This window comes from Blautia luti (assembly GCF_013304735.1).
Classification (GTDB): domain Bacteria; phylum Bacillota; class Clostridia; order Lachnospirales; family Lachnospiraceae; genus Blautia_A.
The window spans coordinates 1-18,532 of sequence record NZ_JAAITI010000054.1; the positions used below are offsets into that span (position 1 = coordinate 1).

Annotated in this window: 17 protein-coding genes and 1 riboswitch; of the genes, 14 read left to right on the plus strand and 3 right to left on the minus strand. The window is 46.2% G+C overall.

The genetic code is table 11. The annotated features are described in order from the left end of the window. The first annotated feature begins 173 nt into the window (after positions 1 to 173). Together G5B06_RS17315 and G5B06_RS18760 are read left to right on the plus strand one after the other, a co-directional pair. The gene (locus tag G5B06_RS17315; RefSeq protein ID WP_015526030.1) at positions 174 to 965 is read left to right on the plus strand and encodes a ParA family protein; all 792 of its coding nucleotides are present in this window, start codon (positions 174 to 176) and stop codon (positions 963 to 965) included. Further along, on the plus strand, positions 952 to 1,395 hold the full coding sequence (locus G5B06_RS18760) for a hypothetical protein (RefSeq protein WP_180214173.1): 444 nt from the start codon (positions 952 to 954) through the stop codon (positions 1,393 to 1,395). The genes G5B06_RS17315 and G5B06_RS18760 overlap by 14 nt, the downstream gene beginning before the upstream one ends. Positions 1,396 to 1,543: 148 nt before the next feature. Here the strand turns inward: G5B06_RS18760 and G5B06_RS17325 are convergent, their stop codons facing one another. Further along, complete coding sequence (locus tag G5B06_RS17325; RefSeq protein WP_118062727.1) at positions 1,544 to 3,265, minus strand: ABC transporter ATP-binding protein; 1,722 nt, start codon at positions 3,263 to 3,265, stop codon at positions 1,544 to 1,546. 436 nt (positions 3,266 to 3,701) lie between these two features. On the opposite strand from G5B06_RS17325, the gene G5B06_RS17330 reads away from it, so the two are divergent. After that, positions 3,702 to 5,954, plus strand: a complete 2,253-nt coding sequence (locus tag G5B06_RS17330) for a PTS transporter subunit IIABC (RefSeq protein ID WP_118062726.1) — start codon at positions 3,702 to 3,704, stop codon at positions 5,952 to 5,954. A 239-nt stretch (positions 5,955 to 6,193) separates the two neighbouring features. Beyond that, positions 6,194 to 7,021: a PRD domain-containing protein gene (locus G5B06_RS17335; protein ID WP_118062747.1), complete on the plus strand. Its 828-nt coding sequence runs from the start codon at positions 6,194 to 6,196 to the stop codon at positions 7,019 to 7,021. A gap of 28 nt (positions 7,022 to 7,049) precedes the next feature. Here the strand turns inward: G5B06_RS17335 and G5B06_RS17340 are convergent, their stop codons facing one another. Further along, on the minus strand, positions 7,050 to 7,928 hold the full coding sequence (locus G5B06_RS17340) for a LysR family transcriptional regulator (RefSeq protein WP_092070206.1): 879 nt from the start codon (positions 7,926 to 7,928) through the stop codon (positions 7,050 to 7,052). A gap of 166 nt (positions 7,929 to 8,094) precedes the next feature. Here G5B06_RS17340 and G5B06_RS17345 point away from each other — a divergent pair, with 166 nt between their 5' ends. Further along, on the plus strand, positions 8,095 to 8,742 hold the full coding sequence (locus G5B06_RS17345) for a YoaK family protein (RefSeq protein ID WP_118070799.1): 648 nt from the start codon (positions 8,095 to 8,097) through the stop codon (positions 8,740 to 8,742). Between the two features lie 15 nt (positions 8,743 to 8,757). Beyond that, entirely contained in the window at positions 8,758 to 9,513 is a 756-nt protein-coding gene (locus tag G5B06_RS17350; protein ID WP_173763151.1) for a DUF4866 domain-containing protein, read from the plus strand. Positions 9,514 to 9,608: 95 nt separating this feature from the next. On the opposite strand, the gene G5B06_RS17355 is transcribed toward G5B06_RS17350, so the two are convergent. Next, positions 9,609 to 10,937 carry a threonine/serine ThrE exporter family protein gene (locus tag G5B06_RS17355; RefSeq protein ID WP_118062723.1) on the minus strand — a complete coding sequence of 443 codons (1,329 nt, stop codon included), beginning with the start codon at positions 10,935 to 10,937 and terminating at the stop codon, positions 9,609 to 9,611. A 321-nt stretch (positions 10,938 to 11,258) separates the two neighbouring features. Here G5B06_RS17355 and pckA point away from each other — a divergent pair, with 321 nt between their 5' ends. The 8 genes from pckA (at position 11,259) to G5B06_RS17395 (ending at position 18,392) form a co-directional block, all read left to right on the plus strand. Continuing rightward, positions 11,259 to 12,863 carry a phosphoenolpyruvate carboxykinase (ATP) gene (gene pckA, locus G5B06_RS17360; protein WP_118062722.1) on the plus strand — a complete coding sequence of 535 codons (1,605 nt, stop codon included), beginning with the start codon at positions 11,259 to 11,261 and terminating at the stop codon, positions 12,861 to 12,863. Between the two features lie 231 nt (positions 12,864 to 13,094). Continuing rightward, a riboswitch (NiCo riboswitch) is annotated at positions 13,095 to 13,219 on the plus strand. A gap of 204 nt (positions 13,220 to 13,423) precedes the next feature. After that, entirely contained in the window at positions 13,424 to 14,353 is a 930-nt protein-coding gene (locus G5B06_RS17365; RefSeq protein WP_021976237.1) for a cation diffusion facilitator family transporter, read from the plus strand. 309 nt (positions 14,354 to 14,662) lie between these two features. Next, the gene (locus G5B06_RS17370; RefSeq protein ID WP_021976238.1) at positions 14,663 to 14,878 is read left to right on the plus strand and encodes a hypothetical protein; all 216 of its coding nucleotides are present in this window, start codon (positions 14,663 to 14,665) and stop codon (positions 14,876 to 14,878) included. 233 nt (positions 14,879 to 15,111) lie between these two features. Then, a complete protein-coding gene (locus tag G5B06_RS17375) occupies positions 15,112 to 15,444 on the plus strand; it encodes a rhodanese-like domain-containing protein (protein ID WP_118062721.1) in 333 nt (110 codons plus the stop codon). Between the two features lie 194 nt (positions 15,445 to 15,638). Continuing rightward, complete coding sequence (gene yfcE, locus G5B06_RS17380; protein WP_021976240.1) at positions 15,639 to 16,181, plus strand: phosphodiesterase; 543 nt, start codon at positions 15,639 to 15,641, stop codon at positions 16,179 to 16,181. Then, a complete protein-coding gene (locus G5B06_RS17385) occupies positions 16,178 to 17,335 on the plus strand; it encodes a THUMP domain-containing class I SAM-dependent RNA methyltransferase (RefSeq protein ID WP_118062720.1) in 1,158 nt (385 codons plus the stop codon). Before yfcE ends, G5B06_RS17385 begins: the two co-directional genes overlap by 4 nt. Then, entirely contained in the window at positions 17,332 to 17,916 is a 585-nt protein-coding gene (locus G5B06_RS17390; RefSeq protein WP_021976242.1) for an XTP/dITP diphosphatase, read from the plus strand. Before G5B06_RS17385 ends, G5B06_RS17390 begins: the two co-directional genes overlap by 4 nt. Continuing rightward, positions 17,913 to 18,392, plus strand: a complete 480-nt coding sequence (locus G5B06_RS17395) for a metallophosphoesterase family protein (protein WP_021976243.1) — start codon at positions 17,913 to 17,915, stop codon at positions 18,390 to 18,392. Before G5B06_RS17390 ends, G5B06_RS17395 begins: the two co-directional genes overlap by 4 nt. The last annotated feature ends 140 nt before the right edge of the window (positions 18,393 to 18,532 follow it).

Genomic DNA, 18,532 nt, shown 5'->3' on the forward strand with positions numbered 1-18,532 from the left:
TTTCGGAGTGATCCGGAACCTGCTGTTTTTGGGTGTATATACTGTTGTTTTATGTGAGGTTATTTTGTCGGTTTTCGTGGTTTTATGGGGGATGTGCTTGTTTTTAGGAGAACGTTATATTATAATAAGGGCAAGTGACAGAAAATACGAAATTATGTTGTCGGGAGGCTGTAATGGGAAATACAGTAACGATCTGTTTTGCAAATAATAAGGGCGGCAGCGGAAAGTCCACCAGCTGTTCCAATGTGGGAGCGGCACTGGCCGGCATGGGTAAGAAGGTACTGATGGTAGACGGTGATATGCAGCTGAATCTTTCCCTTTCTTTTTTTTCGGAGGAAGAAGTGCTTGAGATGGCAGCAGGGGAAAAGAATCTCTACTATGCTATCGGTCATCAGTCGGATCTCAGCGATTTTATCGTGCATACGAAGTATGAGAATCTGGATCTGGTTCCGTCGTCTACGCTGATGAGCTCCGTGGAATATGAGCTTTTTACAAAATGGCAGAGAGAGTTTATCCTGCGGAAATGTCTGCAGAAGGTTAAAGATTCCGGAGTGTACGATTACATTCTCATTGATGCACCGCCTACTCTTGGCGGCTGGGTGATGAATATTTTATGTGCATCCGATTATGTTCTTGTTCCGGTAGAGGCAAGTCCGTGGGGTATGTTTGGTCTTGCAAATATGTTTGATTTCCTCAATGAAGTCAGGGAGATCGCTCCGGATTTAAAGGTTTTGGGAATCGTAGTAACCAAGGCAGATGCCAGAAAGAATTATTTCAAACAGACTATGGAAACACTGAAAGAAATGGAAGGAATCTATCTTTTCGAATCTTTTATCCGTGTAGACAGCTCCATCGAATGGTCCCAGGACAGCAGTGAACCAGTTGTGGAGTTCAAAAAAAGCAGCCGCAGCGCAAAAGAGTACATAGCATTGGCAGAGGAGGTAATGAATCGTGTCAGTAGGTAAAGCAAGCATCGCAAGAGCAGTAAATGCAGAAAAAGCATCCAAAACAGAAACAAAAACAGAGGTAAAAGAGGCTGAGGTTAAAGCAGCAGAGAAGCCGTCAGAGGTAAAAGCTGAAACAGCTGAAAAAGCGGCAGAAAAAACTACAGCAAAGAAAACAGCAGCCAAAGCTCCTGCAAAGAAGACCACAGCAAAGAAAGCAGCCGCAACAAAAACAACAGCAAAGAAAACCACTACCAGAAAAACAACAGCATGTAAAACCGCAGCAAAGAAAACAGCTGCAGCAGAAACAACAGGAACTGTAGCCCAGAACGTGATCAGCGGAGGAAACGCCGACGAACTCCAGGCCAAATTCCTCACCCCAAAGAAAGATGAGCCGGACAACAACCAGCCAGTAGGAATTAAAGACGAGCTTCCGGTTTATCTGCTGTAATCTTTGATTGAATTTTTTGAAAAGATAGTAATTGACAAATAAAAAGACTGCTATATATCTATATCACTATTGATAAGGTATACAGCAGCCTTTTATTTTGCCCTATAAAAATCTCAGTGGGACAGCGAAGCGCCTCCCTCGTATCTTTCTACATATTGTAATATGCAGCATACAATCCATTCTTCTCAAGCAGTTCAGCATGAGTGCCTCTTTCGGCGATACCCTCCTCCGTGATCACAATGATCTCATCCGCATCACGGATCGTAGAAAGCCGGTGCGCGATCGTAATGGTAGTACGATTTTTTGAAAGTTCCTCCAGACTCTTCTGAATCCAACGTTCGCTTTCGTTATCCAGAGCGCTGGTGGCCTCATCCAGGATCAGGATCGGAGGATTCTTAAGGAATACACGTGCAATGGAGATCCGCTGCTTCTGTCCGCCGGAAAGGCGTGTGCCACGTTCTCCGACATAAGTGTCGTATTTATCCGGAAGCTCCATGATAAAGTCATGGATACTCGCACATTTGGCGGCTTTGATGATCTCTTCATCGGAAGCTCCGGGCTTTCCGTAGGCAATATTATCCTTGATGGTTCCATCAAAAAGATAGACATCCTGCTGTACCATACCGATCTGGCTTCGAAGGCTCTTAAGAGTCAGCCCGCGGATATCCTTTCCGTCTACAGTAATGGAACCGCCGGTCACATCATAAAATCTGGGCAGGAGAGAGCAGATCGTGGTTTTTCCGCTTCCGGAAGGTCCCACCAGGGCAATGGATTTTCCAGCCGGGATATCAATAGAGATATCGGAAAGCACAGGAGTTTCATCATCGCTGTAATGAAAAGAAACATGGTCGTAACGCACATGTCCTTTCACGTCCGTAAGCTCCGCAGCGTTGTCTGCATCCCTGATCTCGGATTCTGTTTCCATCACATCCAGGAAACGGCGGAAACCGGAAAGACCCTTCTGCATCATTTCCACAAGTTCCACCAGGATCTGGATGGGGCTGATAAAGATTCCGATATACAGGGCATACATGGCAAGATCTGCAGTCTGCATTTCACCCTGAGCGATCAGATAGCCGCCGTAAACAAGAGTTACCAGGTACATCATGCCCTGGAAGAAAAGATTGGAACTCATGAAACTTCCCATGCAGTGATAATTATCTCTTTTGGAAACAAGGAACGCTTCATTGCTTTTCTTAAATTTGGCACGTTCGATGTCCTCGTTTGCGAAGGACTGCACCACGCGGATTCCGGAAAGCGTATCCTGAAGACTGGCATTTACATCTCCGATCTTACGACGGTTTTCCATGAAGGTTTCCTGCATTTTTGCATTCTGGCGGAAGGAAAACACAAACATTACGATCACCAGGAGGATCAGCGGCAGTGCAAGCTTCTTGTTGATAAAGAACAGGAAGATAAAAGCACCGACGATCTTTACCAGAGAGATAAAAAGATTCTCAGGACCATGATGTGCAAACTCGGAAATGTCAAAAAGGTCACTGACCAGCTTGCTCATCATCTGACCGGAATTATTCCTGCTGTAATAGGAAAAAGACAGCTCCTGGTAATGGTCAAAAAGCTCCCGGCGCATATCACGTTCCATCTTTGCACCCATCATATGTCCCTGATAGGTTACATAATATTTGCAGAGACTTTGCACAATGTACATAACAAAAAGAGAAGCTGCAATCACAGGGAGGGCATGAAGAATCATATCCTTATCCTGTGTAAAGAGAGTTTTTGTCATAGTACGAAGAATCTGGGGATAAGCAAGATCTACCAGACTGATAACGGCTGCACAGATCAGGTCAATAAAAAAGACCGCTTTGTACGGGCCGTAGTAGTGGATGAATTTCTTGATGGTATTCATCGGAAAAGTACCTCCGTTTTTATGAAATGTATAGTGTTGTCTGGGCAAAAAACATTGCTGCCGGACATTCTATGTTCATCTTATCATAAGTAAGAATAAAGTCAAGATAAGTGAATTTCAGGTCTGTTTCGTTTCTGCATACTTTCTGAGAATAGAAGCTATATGGCTGCTGTTCACAGGGAATATTCCGCGAGGGATTGCTGGCAACGGAGCGGATAGTGATATGAGGAGATATATTTTTGGGAAAAAATCAAATTACTCCTTGACATAGAAGAACAAAACCCGTATAGTGTATTTCAGATTTGGTGTGTAACTGATAAGCAGGCATTAACCAGTCATAAATGTTATTATTTGACGTTTATGGGGGTTGGTGTCTTTTTTGTTGCCCACTTAAAAGACTCCCGCTCCAAAACGTCGAAAGAAAAGGAGAGAAAACATGAAAGACAAGATTTTCGGAGTTTTGCAGCGAGTGGGACGTTCCTTTATGCTTCCCATAGCAATCCTTCCTGTGGCAGGCCTGCTTCTTGGATTCGGCAGTTCCTTCACAAATGAAACAACCATTGCAACCTACGGACTTCAGAAGATTCTGGGAGACGGAACGATTTTACATGCACTCCTGATCATTATGAACAAAGTCGGAAGCGCGGTATTTGATAACCTGCCGCTGATCTTTGCAGTAGGTGTGGCCATCGGTATGGCAAAAAAAGAGAAAGAGGTAGCAGCTCTTTCTGCACTGATCGCTTACTTTGTTATGAATGTAGCCATCAATGGTATGCTGGTAGTAAATGGTAAGATCACAGCAGACGGACAGATCGCAAAAAGCGTTCTGGAAGGTACTGTAACCTCTGTCTGCGGCATCCAGTCCTTACAGATGGGTGTGTTTGGCGGTATCATCGTCGGCCTTGGTGTTGCAGCTTTGCACAACCGTTTTCATAAGATCGTGCTTCCAAACGCACTTTCCTTCTTCGGTGGTTCCAGATTTGTGCCTATCATTTCCACCATTGTATATATGTTTGTGGGAATCCTGATGTATTTCGTATGGCCGGCAGTCCAGAACGGTATTTATGCTCTGGGCGGTCTTGTAACAGGCAGCGGCTATATCGGAACTCTGATCTTCGGTATTATCAAACGTGCGCTGATCCCCTTCGGACTTCATCACGTATTTTATATGCCATTCTGGCAGACAGCCGTTGGCGGGACTATGGAGGTTGCAGGCCAGATGGTACAGGGCGGACAGAACATCTTTTTCGCCCAGCTTGCAGATTCCGCAAATGTAGCGCATTTCAGCGCAGATGCAACAAGATATTTTTCCGGAGAGTTCATTTTCATGATCTTCGGTCTTCCGGGAGCAGCTCTTGCCATGTACCGCTGTGCAAAGCCTGAGAAGAAAAAAGCAGCAGGCGGACTTCTTCTTTCCGCAGCCCTTGCATGTATGCTTACAGGAATCACAGAGCCACTGGAGTTCTCTTTCCTGTTTGTAGCTCCTGCATTGTTTGCGGTACAGGTTGTTCTTGCAGGCGCGGCTTATATGATCGCACATATGCTGAACATTGCAGTAGGACTTACCTTTTCCGGCGGTTTCCTTGATCTGTTCCTGTTCGGGATCCTTCAGGGAAATGCAAAGACAAGCTGGCTCAGGATTATCCCGGTAGGTATCATTTACTTTATTCTCTATTATGTGATCTTCACCTTCCTGATCAAAAAGTTCAACTTCAAGACTCCGGGACGTGAGGATGACGACACAGAAACAAAGCTTTATACAAAAGCAGATGTAAACGCGAGAAAAGAAGCCGGAAAAGCCGGTGAAGCAGCAGGAAGTACATCCGCAGACCCGGTAAGTGAAGCCATCACAGCCGGTCTTGGCGGAAAGAAAAACATCAGTGATGTGGACTGCTGTGCAACAAGACTCCGTATCACCGTCCATGATGCAGCAAGAGTTAACGACGACATTCTGAAAACAACAGGCTCCAGAGGAATCGTGAAAAAAGGCCAGGGCGTGCAGATCATCTACGGTCCGCAGGTAACTGTGATTAAATCCAAGCTGGAGGATTATCTGGAGACAGCGCCGAATGAATATTTTGAAGGTGCAAATGAGAAAGAAACAGACAATGCGGAAAATCAGGCTCAGTCTGATACAGAGCGTACAGCAGAAAGTACAGGTGAGGCTACTCAGAACACAGCTCCGACATCCGAAGCCAGCACGCAGCCAGAGAAAAAGGTTCTCAGAACAGCGATTGTCTACAGCCCGGTAACCGGTATCGCCGCAGACCTTTCCACAGCGCCGGATGAAGGCTTTGCGGAAGGAATGATGGGAGAGGGTGCTGTAGTCACACCGAAGGACCCGGTGATCTGTGCTCCGGAAGACGGCGAGGTAGAGTTTATTTTTGACACAAAGCATGCCATCGGATTCCAGACAGATACAGATCTTCCTATGCTCCTCCATATCGGCATTGATACTGTAAAGCTGGAAGGAAAAGGCTTCGAGATCCTGGTAGAGCAGGGACAGCATGTAAAAAAAGGCGAGCCGTTGATGAAGATTGACATCCCGTATCTTACAGAAAACGCTCCGTCCTTATGTTCTCCGATCCTTTGCACAGAGATCGAGGATGATCAGAGAGTACGCCTTCTTGCCAATGGAGAGATCAAGGCAGGAGAGCCGTTGTTCGCAGTAGAGACTGTGGAAGAATAGGAAATTTTTCAGCAATAATATAGAAGATTGGTTTTGTGAAAAGCGCGCCTAATGCCCGGGCGCGCTTTTCCTGTGGCAAAGAAAATAACTGTCTGTCAGAAGGGCTTTACACAAAAGAAAGATTCTGTTACGATAAAGAAAATCAACAGCTGCAGACAAAAATGTCGACTGAAAATCCGGGGCAGACAGTGGTGGAATGTGGAAAAGCAGCAGGATATATAAAAATGGTGGGGAAAAAGATGTACAGAGTGAGCAAGGTATTGAACAATAATGGCATCATTGCCATAAATATGGAAGAAAACCAGGAATATGTACTTCTGGGAAAAGGTGTGGGATTTGGAAAGAAGGTCAGCCAGCGTTTTGATGCTCCGGCAGACTGTACTATTTACAGGCTGGCTCAGGAGACAGAACGTGGCTCAGCAAAAGAACTGGCAAAGAGCGTAGCACCGGAATTTCTGGAGATCGCAGATGAGATATTGAGAGAAGCTGAGAAGACCTTTGGGAATACCATAGACAGAAGGATCCTGTTTCCCCTTGCTGATCATATTTCCTTTGCAGTGGGACGTATCCGGAATCATGAGCAGATCAGCAATCCTCTGACTGAGGATATCAAGGTGCTTTTTTACAGCGAATTCAAGGTGGCGGAGGTATTGAAGAAGATCCTGAAGGAGCGGATGGATATTGAAATCGACGAGCATGAGGTGGGATATGTGGCACTTCATATTCACTCAGCACTTGGAGATGAAAAGGTGTCTGTTGCCATGCAGACAGCAAGAACGGTACGGGAATGCATCGCCATGATCGAGATGGCCACAGGAAGAAAGATCGATGTGATCTCCCTGTCCTACAACCGTATGATGAACCATATCAAATATATGGTAGCCCGTGTCTCCACAGGGGAGACACTGAAGCTGGATATGAATGAATATATAGAAGAAAAATATCCGGAATCCTACAGGATCGCGGAGGATGTCTGTGAGAGCCTGGGCAAAAGCCTGGGTAAAGAGCTGGATCCTATTGAAATTGGTTATCTTGCCATGCATATTGAGAGGACAGTGGAACAATAACCATAAATGGCTGATCAGTCCCAGAGATTTACACAATAAATTCAATGGCTTTTTTGACAGCAGTACTCATGGTAGTACTGCTGTTTGTGACTAGGCAGACTTCCCTCTGAGGGAGCGGCTCCTTAAGCTGAAGGGCAAAAATCTTCCCGTCATTGATCACTTCCCGGGCAAGGGGCTCGGGGTAAAAGCCGATTCCCAGATTGTGGACGATCATGGGAAGGACCTGGTCTGTAGTTGCTGCCTCGATGTCAGGATGAAAAGAAACACGGTTTTCCATAAAGTAATTCATATACATTTCTCTGGTGCTGGTTCCTTCCGCAAGACCTACAAAGGGCAGATCCTGAAGCTCATGGATGCTGATAGGGGCAGTGGTCAGATCCTTATATTTGCTTCCGCATACAAGGATCTCCCGGTAACGCAGGAGACTTTTTTTCTGTAAAGGCTTGCGGATGGAGATCGGAGTGGTGACAATAGCGAAATCCACCGCATAATTTTTCAGTGCCTGTACAGCCTGGGGAGTAGAATGGTTGAAAAGGCGCAGGCGCACATGAGGATATTGTTCACGGAACAGCTCCAGCTTTTCCAGAAGGATCAGACGCAGGGCATTTTCACTGGCACCGATGGAAACCAGGCCATGCTCCAGCTCCCCGTTCTGTCGTATCTCCTCTTCCCCAATACTCAGCTGTTCAAAAGCCAGGGCAACGTGTTCGTAGAGCTGGCGGCCTTCCGGTGTAAGAGCGATTCCTTTGTTGGAGCGGAGAAAAAGAGTACATTTCAGTTCCTGCTCCAGGTTGTTCATACAGCGGGTGATATTTGGCTGGTTGTTATGAAGAGCCCGTGCTGCCTTGGTAAAACTTTTATACTGGGCTACATAATAAAAGATGCGGTAGTAGTCGTAAGTGATCATGTATAGTCTCCATCCTGTGATATGATTTTAATATGTTTACGATATTAATAATACTTTTTACATTTGCTTCTGAGCAAACTATAATACACCCGAGGAAAAAAATCAATGACGGGAGTGATTTGGAGTGGTTTCAGGAGGCAGAAAGCTGCAGAGCGCAGACAGGCAGATGTCAGAAGCTTTTATTACAAGTATATTTCTGGCAATGTCCGGCGGATTTCAGGATGCCTACACATATTTTACAAGAGATGAGGTGTTTTCCAACGCCCAGACCGGCAACGTGGTTCTGATGAGCCAAAATTTTATGACAGGACAGTGGGGAGACGGTTTAAGGTACCTGTTCCCTGTTTTAGCCTTTGCCATTGGTGTTGTAGCGGCGGAGCGAATCCAGAATACCTTTAAATATGCAAAAAAACTTCACTGGAGGCAGATGATCCTGCTGATCGAGATCCTGATCCTTTTTGCGGTGGGATTTATGCCGGGAGAATTGGATATGCTGGCAACCGTACTGGTATCCTTTTCCTGCGCCATGCAGGTACAGACCTTCCGGAAGGTGGGCGGTTATTCCTATGCAAGCACTATGTGCATCGGAAATTTACGAAGCGGCACGGCGGCGTTGTCCGTGTATTGTCGTGAAAAACGTCCGGAACAGCTGAAGCAGGCTCTTTATTATTTCGGAATAATTTTCTTTTTTGCCATTGGAGCCGGTGGCGGAGGAAATCTGTCCATGAGGCTGGGGATCCCGGCAATCTGGGTATCGGATGTTTTGCTTCTGATCAGCTTTATTCTGATGTTTTCCAGTAAACATAGAGATTAGAAAGGGTGAGGAATTGTGGAAAACAGCACATTATTCCCAAGAGAGGAAAAGGCGGAGCTTTTATTTGAAAAGATCCTGAAGGATCCGGAGGCGTGCAGACGGCTGACGGAGACCTTCTATGAATCCATGGATGCGGATACAGACATAGAATGCGGATATCTTCCTCCGGAAAAATTCGCCTATGCATTGCTGGACGCATATAAAAACCGTGATCTGACAGCTCTCCTTATGGCAATCTGCCAGAACAGTATGTTTGATCTTCTGCGAAATTCTTTTCTGGCACCGTTCAGGTTCAATGCAGACGGACAGGAGAATCCGGTGCTTCTCACGGATGAAAATGGAAATTTTCTGCGGGAAAAGGGAATCCATGTAAGTGACAGGGATTATGATCGGTTCCGTAGGATATACAGGGAGAAACCGGGCGTAAAGATGTATCTGGCGTATGGCTACCGGAAGCGACATGCCTATGATGAAGCTACCATGGAAGTAGAAGAGTACAAAATGGGCGAACATATCGGAGTGCTGCTGGTGTATGAGCTTCCGGACAGCGTAAAGGAAAAGGAAACGGAGGCACAGGCCTATGCAGCTGTATGGGATATTATGATGGCAATCCAGAAGAAGCTTCCAAGAGCCTTTGTGTATTATGGGCAGGATTCTGTGGAGGATGGTGGAAAACGTTATGACGGACTGGGCGTTTTTCTCCCCATCCATAAATTTGCGGACCGACTGGAAAAAATGATCGGGATCGCTGATGAGATCGTAATGAAATAGAGTGTACAAAAAAGGACTGCTTTTGTATTGCTCCGGTTATCAGAAGGATAGTTGATGACCGGAAGCTACAGAAAGCAGTCCTTTTTGTATGCCCATCAGGTGCAGTAGCGGAACATTTTGTCCGTAAGGATCCTGGCGAAAATAAGGCCCAGGGGAAGAGCAACGATGATCAGGATCGCAGCTGCAAACCAGGAGGCGGAAACATTTAGGGACATGATCCCCAGATTGTAGATCGCCCGGTAGAGATAAAGTCCGGGAACCATGATCACAATGGATGGCACGGTAATGGAAATCCTGGGATATCCCACTTTTGTTTTGATGAGGGAGGCCAGAAGTCCGGCTGTCAGTGCTCCGAAAAAAGCCGCGGCAGCAGGTGGAAAACCGGCAAGATCAACAAGCTCCAGACGTAAAGTGTTGGACAGTGCGCCGATGAAGGCGGCAGCTGCGGCTAGACGGACAGGGCTGTTGAACATGACCGAAAAGCCGAATACCCCGCAGAAGCTTGCCAGAAGCCGGAACAGGATCCTCTGAGCTGCCGAAAGCTCCAGAGGCAGGAAATCCACAGGCTTCAGATGAAGAAGCAGTGCCATCAGCCAGGCAGAGACAGCAGCCACCATTACAACAATAATGGCGTAGGCCAGTCGTTCCAGACCGGAACGCATATCCAGCTTGGCAAGGTCGATCCCGCTTGTGATAAACGGAAAGCCCGGAATGATAAACAGCATGGAACAGATGTATCCGGCCTCATGCTGGACGGAAATGTGGAACAGAAGCTCTGCCAGCTTCAGGAAGCCTGCATATACAAGACAGGCGGAGGAAACAGAAACTGCAATGCACATAAACAGAGTAAAATGATGCTTGCCAAGCTTGCAGCGGATGGCGTTTCCGATGCCTGCGCCTGCAAAAGCCAGGATCATTTCCAGCGGGCCACCGCCCAGAAGAAAAGTAAATGCACCACAGGCCAGTGCAGAAGCCAGTCCCAGGGATGCAGGGGAATAAAGCCCGTGGATCCGCTCGATCTCATCTAACTGACTGTGCAGTGCTTCACCGCTCATATGGATACCCTCCGCAGGAAAATCACTGACAAAATGTTCCAGCCTGTTCAGTCTGGAAGTATTTACGCCGGTGGTAGTCAGACTAAGTGCATGGGAAAAACTGCTCTCACCGTCAAAGCAGGTGTAGCTTATAGACATTAGTCCGATATCTGCGGAGCAGGTGATGCCAAGTGCTTCTGACAATGTATTCATGGAACTCCGTACCCGCCAGGCACCGGTCCCACAGGAGAGAAGCATCATGCCTGTACGGCCGATCAGGGAAGCTTTTTCGGAAAGAGAAGCCTCGGTGATGGGCTGGCTGTTCCTGGCGCTTACGTAGTTGTGCCAGGGGATTTCCATATGATTACGTTTGATCAGAATATCTGACATAGAAATCACTTCTTTCTATATATTAAAATCATATAGTTGCTATTATAAATATATATAATAACTATAATCAGATATATTGTAGCTATTATTCTGAAAAAGTCAAGTGTAGATGAAATAAAATCTGACAGCACCAAAACGTCACTGTTAAAGATTTATCATTTTTTTGCGTAAAATGAATTTTTTTGGTTGCTTTTACGTACAATTTATGTATAATTGTGGATAGGGATGTTGGAATGACCAATTCCTATGGCAGGATGACAAAAACCTGCAAAAGTAGGTGGCTATCATAATTACTATTAAAGAAGAGAGGTAAATGTTAAGATGGCAAAAATCGATTTAACAAAGTATGGTATTACCGGAACAACTGAGATCGTGTACAATCCTTCTTACGATGTATTATTCGAGGAAGAGACCAAATCTGAGCTTGAGGGCTTTGAGATTGGTCGGGTCAGCGAGCTTGGTGCTGTCAATGTAATGACAGGTATCTACACAGGACGTTCCCCTAAAGACAAATATATCGTTATGGATGAGAACTCCAAAGACACAGTTTGGTGGACATCCGATGAGTACAAAAACGATAACCATCCGGCAACTCAGGAAGCATGGGCTGCAGTTAAAGATCTTGCTAAGAAAGAGCTTTCCAACAAGAGACTTTTCGTAGTAGATGCATTCTGCGGAGCTAACAAAGATACACGTATGGCTATCCGTTTCATCGTTGAGGTTGCTTGGCAGGCACACTTCGTAACAAACATGTTCATTCAGCCAACAGCTGAGGAACTTGAGAACTTTGAGCCAGATTTCGTTGTTTACAACGCATCCAAGGCTAAAGTTGAGAACTACAAAGAGCTGGGTCTTAACTCTGAGACAGCTGTAATGTTCAACATTACAAGCCGTGAGCAGGTTATCGTAAATACATGGTACGGCGGAGAGATGAAGAAAGGTATGTTCTCCATGATGAACTACTATCTGCCGCTTAAGGGCATTGCTTCCATGCACTGCTCTGCAAATACAGACCTTAACGGAGAGAACACAGCAATCTTCTTCGGTCTTTCCGGAACAGGTAAAACAACACTTTCCACAGATCCTAAGCGTCTTCTGATCGGTGATGACGAGCACGGCTGGGATGACAACGGAGTATTCAACTTCGAGGGTGGATGCTACGCTAAGGTTATCAACCTTGACAAAGAGTCTGAGCCGGACATCTACAATGCGATCAAGAGAAACGCTCTTCTTGAGAATGTAACACTTGATAAAGATGGAAAGATCGACTTCGCTGACAAGAGCGTAACAGAGAACACACGTGTTTCCTACCCGATCAACCACATCGAGAACATCGTTCGCCCGGTATCTTCTGCACCGGCAGCTAAAGAAGTTATCTTCCTGTCCGCAGATGCATTCGGCGTACTTCCTCCAGTATCTATCCTGACACCGGAGCAGACACAGTACTACTTCCTTTCCGGATTCACAGCTAAACTTGCTGGTACAGAGCGTGGAATCACAGAGCCTACTCCTACATTCTCCGCTTGCTTCGGACAGGCATTCCTTGAGCTTCACCCGACAAAATATGCTGAGGAGCTCGTTAAGAAAATGGAGAAGAGCGGTGCGAAAGCATACCTCGTTAACACAGGATGGAACGGAACTGGAAAACGTATCTCCATCAAAGATACTCGTGGTATCATCGATGCTATCCTTGACGGATCTATTCTTAAAGCTCCGACAAAGAAGATCCCATTCTTCAACTTCGAGGTTCCGACAGAGCTTCCAGGCGTAGATCCTGCAATCCTTGACCCACGTGACACATATGCAGACGCTGCAGAGTGGGAGACAAAGGCTAAAGATCTTGCTGCAAGATTCGTTAAGAACTTTGTTAAATATGAAGGAAATGCTGCTGGTAAAGCACTCGTTGCTGCTGGCCCGCAGGCATAATCGATCATTCCAACTGAATACAGATCGTAGATTTGACCGGGAGTGGATTTATCCGCTCCCGGTTTTATAATATCTGTAATACCTTAAAATCCTACTATAAAATATAAAAAATCTTTGGCTTGACTAACAGATGGTGCAAGGTGTATCCTTTCTGGGAAGTCAAGCGGAAGACCCGCAAGACTGTAAAAATTCTCTTTGCACTGCATTACATTCGAACAGGATGCGAGATCAACAGTACAAACTGAGCAGGCGATGCCTTTGGAGTTTTTTATTCTGAGGGCGTGGGGCCGGGCCGCAGGAAGCGGCAGCGGATATGTTTACGAGATAAGAATTTCAGACATATCTGCGGGACAGTGTATGTTTCGCAGGTATGTCTTTTTTACTGCAAAAATATGGATGGAACAGAAGGTAGAAACTGGGAGATCCCTATGTAGATAAGAAAGAACACCGGCGGAAATCGCAGTTCAGCGAGTAGTGAAAGAACCGCCGGTTTTTTCACGGAAAATGTTGTGCCATAAGAAAGACCAGAATCATATGCTAATCAAAAGGAGGTCCTGTTTATGGAACACACAAAAAACGAAACGATTATACACGACACAGATAAAGAAAGCTCATGGGAACAGCAGACGGCGATGAAGGTGTCCGGGATCAGTATCCTGGTAAATCTGCTGTTATCCATATTTAAACTTATCGCCGGTATTGCGGCGCATTCCGGAGCGATGATTTCTGATGCGATCCATTCTGCATCCGATGTGGGAAGTACTTTTATTGTTATCATCGGTGTCCGTCTTTCTGCAAAAAAATCGGACAAGGAGCATCAGTACGGACATGAGAGAATGGAGTGCGTTTCTTCCATTGTTCTTGCGGGGATGCTGCTTGTAACAGGTCTTGGCATCGGCATTACCGGTGTCCGTGATATTGTAAAAAGTACATCCGGCGGAACGATCGCCATCCCTGGGACCCTTGCGCTGATCGCGGCAGTGGTATCCATCGTGACAAAAGAGTGGATGTTCTGGTACACAAGAGGTGCTGCGAAGAAGATCAATTCCGGAGCACTGATGGCAGATGCATGGCATCACCGCTCTGATGCACTTTCCTCTATCGGAGCCTTTGTGGGTATCTTCGGAGCAAGACTGGGATACCCCATCCTGGATCCTGTTGCCAGTATCGTGATCTGCTTTATGATCGCCAAAGCTGCGATCGATATTTTCAGGGATGCTATTGACAAGATGGTAGATCACTCCTGTGATGCAAAAACCGAAGAATCGATGCGCCGTGAGATCCTCAAGGTGCCGGGCGTCAGAAGAGTGGATCTTCTTCGAACCCGCCTTTTCGGATCCAAAATGTACGTGGATATCGAGATCGCGGCGGCAGGAGAAATATCCCTCAACGATGCACATGATATTGCGGAAAATGTGCATCATACCATCGAAGATAAATTCAAAGACGTAAAGCACTGCATGGTGCATGTGAACCCCATCAATGGATAAAAAACAGGCCGCCGGAACGACAATGATAAGGTCGTTCCGGCGGCCTGTTCTTTGCATAGAGAAACACCCGGTAGGGGAGCTACCGGGTGTTTCGAGGGGAGTATAAATAATTAAATAAGGGGTTATGTAAAAAAAATTTTTGAAGGGTAAATTCTTTTTACAAGAATGATTATAATATAAACTGGAAAAAAAAGCAATATCATTTTGGCGAATAATCTCCAAACTTTTTGGGATACTATTTCCTGTAATAAAAAGCGGCAGAAAGCTTCAGAAAGCCGCAAAAATCAACTTCATCAGGAGGTAATTCAAATGGCGAAAAATTACGAAACAGACAGAAATGAGTCCAATTATGCGGGAAAAAATTACGGGGAAAGTGATTCCAGAAACTGCGGAAAAAACAGTTCCAGAAACAGCTCCAGAAATTCTTCTAAAAACAGTTCCAAAAACAGCTACGGCAACAGTTACGGAAACAAAACATCCGACGAGTACGATTCAGAGAAAGACAGAGAGTCCGACAGATACTAGATATTCAGGGTAAGTGATCCGGAAGATACTAGGCAGAGGATCAATACGCAATAAGCAGAAGCACCATTTTTATGCGGTACAGGATCCATCAGTCAGTTGGCCGGATCATACAGAAAAAATCGGAAAAAAAGCGGGAAAAAGTCAGAGCTGGCTTTCTCCCGCTTCCATACATATAAGGGAACATTCCTACAGAAGCTTCCATATAATATAGCAAAAAGAGGAGAGATTTTTCCATGTTTCAGATCGAAACTATCTCTGCCAAAATGCTGGATTATTATGTGGAGCGCAGTGACGCCGTTATCATAGATCTCCGGGACCCGGTCTCCTACAAAAAGGGACATGTCCGGAACGCAGTAAACATTCCATACCATGAGCTGGAAGAATATCTTGAGAAAAAACAGGATCAGAGGTACCAGTTTCCAAAAGATAAGATCCTGATACTATACTGTGACCGCGGTGGTGCCAGCATGCAGGCCGCCCGGAGCCTGGCAAGAGCGGGCTGCCGCACCCGGTCTGTGATCGGCGGATTTGCAGCCTACAGAGGCCGGAATCTTGTAAGCGGATAAAACAGAGTAATAGATCAGAGGAAACGGGAAATCGCAGGGCGGCATCGAAACGGAATCACTGTTCGCTCCGTGACCAGCATTGAAGGGGATTACGAATGCATGACTGGCAATGGCTTGTGCTTGTATTTTAAAGGAAATCATGATAATGTAAAGAACAGGAATAAAAATGACACAAACCACAAGGAGAAAAGATTATGAAATATATGTTCGCATCCGATGTACATGGTTCGGCATACTACTGCCGGAAAATGCTGGAAGCATATGACGAAGAGAAGGCGGAGAGACTGGTACTTCTGGGAGATCTGCTTTATCACGGTCCGAGAAATGACCTTCCGAAGGAATACGCACCGAAGGAAGTCATCCGCCTTTTAAATGAAAGAAAAAATCAGATCTACGCAGTACGCGGAAACTGTGAGGCAGAGGTAGACCAGATGGTCCTTGACTTCCCGGTGATGGCAGACTACTGCATTCTCGCCATCGATGGAAAAACTCTGTACGCCACACACGGTCACATCTACAACAAAGATAACCTTCCGCCAATGATGGACGGCGACATCCTGATCCACGGCCATACACATGTGCTGAAAGCAGAAAACATGGGAAATTATATCCTTCTGAACCCAGGTTCCGTATCCATTCCAAAGGAAGGCAACCCGCCAACCTACGCAATCCTTGAGAACGGAATTTTTACAATCAAAGACTTTGAAGGAAATACAGTACGGGAGATCACTTTATGAATCTGTGGGAATTAACAGCGCCCTGCCATTTCGGAACAGAGGCGGTACTGAAACGTGAAATACTGGACCTTGGTTATGAAGTGATCAAAGTGGAAGACGGAAGAGTAACTTTTGAGGCAGACGCCCAGGGTGTGGCAGACGCCAATCTGTTCCTCCGCACCACAGAACGCGTCCTTCTGAAAGTAGGCGAAGTAAAAGCCGAGACATTCGACGAACTTTTTGAGAAGACCAAGGCTCTCCCATGGGAGAATTACATACCGAAGAACGGTAAATTCTGGGTAGCCAAGGCAAACTCCATCAAGAGTAAACTTTTCAGCCCATCCGATATCCAGTCCATCATGAAAAAAGCCATCGTAGAACGTCTCAAAGGCATCTACGGAATTTCCTGGTTCCCGGAAGACGGTCCGGAATTCCCAATCCGTGTGGCATTTATGAAAGATGTGGCCTTGATCGGGATCGATACTTCCGGCGTATCTCTTCATAAGAGAGGATACCGTCAGATGACCGTGAAAGCACCCATCACAGAGACACTTGCCAGCGCACTTCTGATGCTGACCCCGTGGAAAAAAGACCGTATTCTCGTGGATCCTTTCTGCGGAAGTGGTACCTTTCCCATTGAGGCGGCAATGATGGCAGCGGATATGGCACCTGGAATGAACCGCCACTTCCTGGCTGAGAGCTGGGAACATCTCATCCCGAAGGAATGCTGGGAAGATGCAAGAGAAGAAGCCAGAGAGCGGGTAAATCTTGATATTGAGACGGATATCCAGGGCTTTGACATCGATGCGGCAGCTATCAAGGCAGCACGGGCCAATGCAAAGATGGCAGGAGTGGACAAACTGATCCATTTTCAGCAGAGACCGGTCAGCGAACTCCGCCACTCCAAACCGTTTGGTTTTATTGTGACCAATCCGCCCTATGGTGAGCGAATCGAGGAAAAAGAGAATCTTCCGGCACTGTACCGTGAGATCGGCGAGAGCTATAAGCGCCTGGATCGCTGGTCCATGTATCTTATCACCGCCTATGACAAGGCAGAGAATGATATCGGCCGAAAAGCAGACAAGAACCGTAAGATCTATAACGGAATGATGAAAACCTACTATTACCAGTTCCTTGGACCACGTCCGCCGAAGAAAGGAAGTATAAAAGAATGAAAAAGATCATTTTTGCCACTGGAAACGAGGGGAAAATGAAGGAGATCCGAAGGATACTTGCGGATCCCCAGCTTGAGATCCTTTCCCTGAAAGATGCCGGAATCCATGCGGATATCGACGAAAATGGAAAAAGCTTCGAAGAAAATGCCATGATCAAAGCTGAGGCCATCTGCAAAATGACCGGTGAGATCGTTCTGGCAGATGATTCCGGCCTTGAGATCGACTATCTGAATAAAGAGCCGGGAATCTATTCCGCACGTTACATGGGAGAGGACACTTCCTACCACATCAAAAACGCGAACCTGATCGAACGTCTGGAAGGTGTACCGGATGAGAAACGTACCGCACGTTTTGTCTGTGCCATTGCGGCGGCTTTCCCGGATGGCAGAAGAGAGACGGTCCGTGCCACCATGGAGGGGCGCATTGGATACGAGGAAAAAGGCGAGAACGGTTTTGGCTATGACCCGATCTTTTATCTTCCGGAATATGGCTGCACTTCCGCAGAACTTTCCATGGAAGAAAAAAACAGGATCAGCCATCGCGGAAAAGCCCTTCGCCTTATAAAGGAAGAACTTGTATGAAGGTGCTGATCGTGAGCGATACCCACGGAAGAGATGAAAACCTGGAGATCGCAGTAAACCGGGAAGCTCCTTTTGACATGCTGGTGCATTGTGGAGACGTGGAAGGCAGAGAATTTTATATCGAAGCCCTCGCAGACTGTCCCTGCAGCATTGTATCCGGAAATAATGATTTTTTCTCCGATCTTCCAAGAGAAGATGTGATCGACATTGAAGGAAATAAGGTACTGGTGACACATGGTCACTATTATGGCGTGTCCATGGCTTTTGACCAGCTGGCAGATGCTGCAAAACAGCGTGGCTGCAATGCGGCATTTTTCGGACACATTCACGTGCCGGTCCTGGAAAAAGAAGACGGAATTCTTCTTGTAAACCCCGGAAGCCTGGCCTTCCCAAGGCAACGGGGCAGAAGACCCAGCTATGCAGTTCTGGAAACGGACGGAAACGGCGGGATGGATGTGGAGATCCGGTACTTATAAATAAGAAGTATTATATAGAAAAAAAGAAATGCCGCAGAGTTGTATACTCTGCGACAAACAAAAAGACGCCTGTACAATATTTACAGAGACTATGAAAAAATCTCTGTAAATAGGATTCTTCTATGATAAGAAAGGGTGAG

What these genes read in the sequence shown, in the direction of transcription:
- G5B06_RS17365 (WP_021976237.1), top strand. Translation starts at nt 13,424, where the DNA reads ATGGAACACACAAAAAACGAAACGATTATACACGACACAGATAAAGAA.
- G5B06_RS17340 (WP_092070206.1), bottom strand. Translation starts at nt 7,928, where the DNA reads ATGATCACTTACGACTACTACCGCATCTTTTATTATGTAGCCCAGTAT.
- G5B06_RS17330 (WP_118062726.1), top strand. Translation starts at nt 3,702, where the DNA reads ATGAAAGACAAGATTTTCGGAGTTTTGCAGCGAGTGGGACGTTCCTTT.
- G5B06_RS17325 (WP_118062727.1), bottom strand. Translation starts at nt 3,265, where the DNA reads ATGAATACCATCAAGAAATTCATCCACTACTACGGCCCGTACAAAGCG.
- G5B06_RS17370 (WP_021976238.1), top strand. Translation starts at nt 14,663, where the DNA reads ATGGCGAAAAATTACGAAACAGACAGAAATGAGTCCAATTATGCGGGA.
- G5B06_RS17315 (WP_015526030.1), top strand. Translation starts at nt 174, where the DNA reads ATGGGAAATACAGTAACGATCTGTTTTGCAAATAATAAGGGCGGCAGC.
- G5B06_RS17390 (WP_021976242.1), top strand. Translation starts at nt 17,332, where the DNA reads ATGAAAAAGATCATTTTTGCCACTGGAAACGAGGGGAAAATGAAGGAG.
- G5B06_RS17335 (WP_118062747.1), top strand. Translation starts at nt 6,194, where the DNA reads ATGTACAGAGTGAGCAAGGTATTGAACAATAATGGCATCATTGCCATA.
- G5B06_RS17395 (WP_021976243.1), top strand. Translation starts at nt 17,913, where the DNA reads ATGAAGGTGCTGATCGTGAGCGATACCCACGGAAGAGATGAAAACCTG.
- pckA (WP_118062722.1), top strand. Translation starts at nt 11,259, where the DNA reads ATGGCAAAAATCGATTTAACAAAGTATGGTATTACCGGAACAACTGAG.
- G5B06_RS17375 (WP_118062721.1), top strand. Translation starts at nt 15,112, where the DNA reads ATGTTTCAGATCGAAACTATCTCTGCCAAAATGCTGGATTATTATGTG.
- G5B06_RS17355 (WP_118062723.1), bottom strand. Translation starts at nt 10,937, where the DNA reads ATGTCAGATATTCTGATCAAACGTAATCATATGGAAATCCCCTGGCAC.
- yfcE (WP_021976240.1), top strand. Translation starts at nt 15,639, where the DNA reads ATGAAATATATGTTCGCATCCGATGTACATGGTTCGGCATACTACTGC.
- G5B06_RS17345 (WP_118070799.1), top strand. Translation starts at nt 8,095, where the DNA reads ATGTCAGAAGCTTTTATTACAAGTATATTTCTGGCAATGTCCGGCGGA.
- G5B06_RS17385 (WP_118062720.1), top strand. Translation starts at nt 16,178, where the DNA reads ATGAATCTGTGGGAATTAACAGCGCCCTGCCATTTCGGAACAGAGGCG.